This is a genomic window from Streptomyces sp. FH025 (genome assembly GCF_017427025.1).
In the GTDB taxonomy this organism is placed as follows: domain Bacteria; phylum Actinomycetota; class Actinomycetes; order Streptomycetales; family Streptomycetaceae; genus Kitasatospora.
Window position 1 is genome coordinate 1 of record NZ_JAFLNG010000722.1, and the last position, 3,829, is coordinate 3,829.

Genomic DNA, 3,829 nt, shown 5'->3' on the forward strand with positions numbered 1-3,829 from the left:
TCGACCGGCGTCTGGCCGGCCGCCTCCTGAGCCTGCCCGCCGTCGGCTTCCGCCTGGGCCGGGCGCAGCGACTGCTGGAAGCGGGCCACCGCGGCGGCCGCCGCCCGCAGGTCGCAGGGCGCGCTCCACAGCAGCCAGCGCGCCTTCTCGTACCGTTCGATCACTTCCGGGTCCTCGGAGACCCGCAGCCGGGCCGCCATCGCCTTGTAGGCGTCCAGCCGGCCGCGCAGTTCGGCCCGGACGGCCAGCGGCTGGGTCACCTCGGTGAGCGACTGCCGGGCCCGGGTCAGCTCCTTGGCGGCGGCGTCCTCCAGGGCGTCCAGCAGCGGCGCCAGCCGGCCCCACTGCCCGCCCTGGCGCAGCTCCAGCGCGGTGACGATCCGTTCGCGCAGCGCCGAGGCCGGACCGGGCACCGCGGGGACGTCGCTGGCCGCTATCTTCGCCAGCACCTCGCCGCGCGCCCGGCGGGCCTCGGCCAGGGTGGCGTCGGCCCGCTGGAGCAGGTCGCCGACGCCCTGGAGGCGCTCCTCGGCGTCGTCGCGCAGCCGCAGCAGGTTCTCCAGTTCCAGCCGGACGCCGTCCAGCGCCCGGCCGGCCCGGTCGAAGCGCTCGGTGTCCACCACCCCGGCGGGGCCGGCGAAGGCCGAGCCCTCGGGCACGGTGCCGCGCTGGGCGGGCACCCGGGCCGGGCGCCACAGGGCCAGCGGGTCCTCGCGCACCTCGGTGCGCAGCCCGGTGAGGTCGGCGGCCAGCCCGGTCAGGTCGTCGCCCAGCGGGTGGGCGCCGGCCCGCACGCCGAGCGAGACGGCCAGGGTCTGCACCCGGTGGAGTTCGGCCAGCAGCAGGTCGATCCGGGCGGGCAGTGCCGACCAGACCGCGTCGGCGGCGCTGACCACCTCCAGCACGGTGGCGTACCAGGAGTTCATCCGGGCCATCAGCGCGTCCAGGCTGATCCGCTCGACCAGTTTGGCGGGCGCGCCGAGCAGCTGCGGGCCGTCCGGCAGCGCGCCGCCCGGGACGGTCACCGCGTCGCCGGTCAACAGCTCGGTGAGCTCGGCGAGTTCGGGCGAGCCGGGCTTGGCCTTGCGGGCCCGTACGGCGCGGGCGGAGGCGAGCGCCTCGGAGTAGCGGTCGAACAGGGCCCACAGCAGCGGCAGGCCCTTTCCCGCGACGGACCACCGCTCCAGGGTGCGCCCGGACAGCTCGGCACCGTCCAGCAGCCGCAGGCCCGGGTGGTCCTGGAGCGCGAGCAGCGCCGACTCGACCGCGTCCCGTTCGGCGCCGAGGCGCGCGAGGGCGCGGTCCACCTCCTCCCGGCTCAGTACCGGGCCAGCCGATGCCGCCACCGCGGTGTCCTTCCTTCCTCGCGTGCGATCCCGACGTGCGTGACGCGCGATCCCACGACAGCCCCCGTGTTCACCACCGGTCTCCCCGTGGTGATCGTCCCGAACCATAGCCGGTGGCCGTTCGGGCGGGGCGGGCGCGGGGCGTCAAGACGGTGTCAACGGCCCGCCGCCCCGCCACCCGCTCCGCCGCCCGGGGCCGCCTGCCGGTCAGCCGGCGGGCCAGTACGGGGCCGGGTCCTTGGAGCCGTCCGGCAGGTAGGGCTGGACCCACTTCTCGAAGGAGTTCTCCCAGCCCCGGTCCCGGTAGAAGTCGGAGATCACCTGGTTGACCCGGGCGGTGAGGTCGGTGCGGTCCTGCCGCATCGCGACGCCGATGGTCTCCGGCTGCTCGAAGCCGTCCACCAGCCGCACCGTCTGGTCCTGGGCGCTCTGACCGGCCGCCAGCTCGTCGTCGGTCATGGTGGCGTCGACCTGGCCGAGCTGCATGCGCACCAGGCAGTCCAGCTGATTGTCCACCTGGACGATCTTCTTGACGGTCCGCTTGGCGTCCAGCACCTTCGAGGCCACCGAGCCGCTCGCGGCGCAGACCGTTTTGTTGGTGATCGCGTCGTCGACGGTGGTGGCCTTGGACGAGTGCGGCACCAGGACCCGCTGCTTGATGTTGAAGTACGGCTGGGAGAAGGCGACCTTGTCCAGGTTGTCGCAGTTGATCGTCATGGTGCGGACGATCAGGTCGACCCCGCTGCCGTCGGTCGAGGTGAGCGCCGGGATCCGGTCGGCGGTCGCCACCGGCTTGAGCACCACCTTCTTCTCGTCGCCCATGATGTCCCGGCCGATCCGCTTGGCCAGGTCGATGTCGAAGCCTTCGAGGTTGCCGGTGTTCGGGTTGCGGGCGCCCCAGTGGTAGCTGTTCTGGTCCACGCCGATGACCAGGACGCCCTTGCCCTTGATGGCCTTCACGGACGGGCCGTCCGCGGTGCTCGGCGGTACGGGGACGGGCTTGCAGCCGTCCTTCTGCTCCTGGAGCGCCTGCTGTGCTTGCTGCGTCCGCTGGACGGCTTCGGCGGCGACCGGGGCGCCCGGTGCGGCGCCGGAGGGCGCTCCGGCGCCGAGCACGGCGGCCGCCGCCGTCAGCAGCGCCAGTGCCGCGACGGGCCTGGTGCGTACGGTTCTGCTGCGCATCTGTCGGTTCCCCCTCACCGGTACTCGGCCAGTCGCCGGCCCAGGCCGAGCAGTGCGGCGGCCGCGGCCACCACACCGAGCAGGGCGGCCGCGACGGCGGCGTTCCGGAGGTCGTCGTGGGTGCCGCCGGCGGTGTCCTCGAAGCGCTGCTGCTCGATCCCGGCGGCCTGTTCGAGTGCCTTGTCGGTGGCCTTGAAGGCGGCGTCGGAGGTCTGCTGGTCGCCGCCGGCCGTCACGGTCGCGTTCAGGGCGGCCTGGTAGTCGGACTTCTTGAGCTCCAGGTCCCGTGCGGCGTCGTGCAGCCCGTGCCAGACGTCGTACTGCTTGGCGGCCTCCCGGAGCGCCGACTCGGCGACCCCGGGGGCGCGGCCGAGGGCCTGTGGCAGCGAGCCCGTCCGCTGCTCCATCGGAACCTTCTGGTCACCCTGCCCGACCAGGCTCGCGGTGGCGGCGTCCCACTGCTTCAGGTACTTGCCGGTGGAGCCGCGCGCCACGTAGTGCAGGTTCTCGGCCAGCCGGGCCTGGAGCACGTCCACCCGGGCGGTGTCGAGGGCCCGCAGCGGGGCCGCGCCCTCGCGGTCGCTGCGGCGGAGCGCGTCGCCGGTGGTCAGGCCGGCGGCACCGAGCCAGAGCCCGCCGACGAGCACGGCGGCGGTGGCGCCGAGCAGACCGATGTTGAACACCCGGTTGGTGCGGCGGTACAGCGTCACCTGCACCCAGACCAGCGCCGCGAGGGTGACCGCCGCCAGGCCGTACGCGGCCCAGGGGAAGGACTCGGCGTCGGCGTAGTCCTTGGTGAGCGCCTCGTTCTCGATCCGGGTCAGTTCGAGGGCGGCCGGCAGCAGGTCGGTCTGCATCTTCTCGGAGGCGTACCGCAGGTAGGCGCCGCCGAGCGGGATGCCCAGCCGGTCGTTGGCCCGCGCCGTCTCCACCAGGCCGGAGTAGACCGGGAGTTGCTGGTTGAGCTCGGTGAGCTTCTGCTGGGCGGGGGAGGTCGCGGTGGTCCGCGCGGCGGCCTGCGAGATCAGCTCGGCGGCCGTCGCGAGGTCCTGCTCGTACTGGGCCCGGACCTCCTTGGGCTCGTCCCCGGCGAGCAGGAAGCCCGTGGTCGCGGTGGTGGCGGCGTCGGCCAGTCGGCGGTGGATGTCGGCCGCGTTCTGGCTCAGCGGCTGGCTGTACGAGACCACCCGGTCGGCGGCCGCGGCCCGGGCCTCCAACTGCCAGGCGGTGAGCCCGCCGAAGGCCACCGTGAGCACCGCGAGCGCCACCCCGGCCAGCCGCAGCCGACCCGGGGGCGTGCG

3 protein-coding genes are annotated in these 3,829 nt (G+C 74.3%); all 3 read right to left on the reverse strand.

The features are described 5' to 3' along the window. The coding region (locus J0670_RS32715; protein ID WP_207815739.1) for a hypothetical protein at positions 1-1,322 on the reverse strand (1,322 nt) is incomplete at its 3' end. Positions 1,323-1,553: 231 nt separating this feature from the next. Then, positions 1,554-2,528: a transporter substrate-binding domain-containing protein gene (locus J0670_RS32720; RefSeq protein ID WP_207815737.1), complete on the reverse strand. Its 975-nt coding sequence runs from the start codon at positions 2,526-2,528 to the stop codon at positions 1,554-1,556. Positions 2,529-2,542: 14 nt separating this feature from the next. Beyond that, the coding region (locus J0670_RS32725; RefSeq protein ID WP_207815738.1) for a hypothetical protein at positions 2,543-3,829 on the reverse strand (1,287 nt) is incomplete at its 5' end.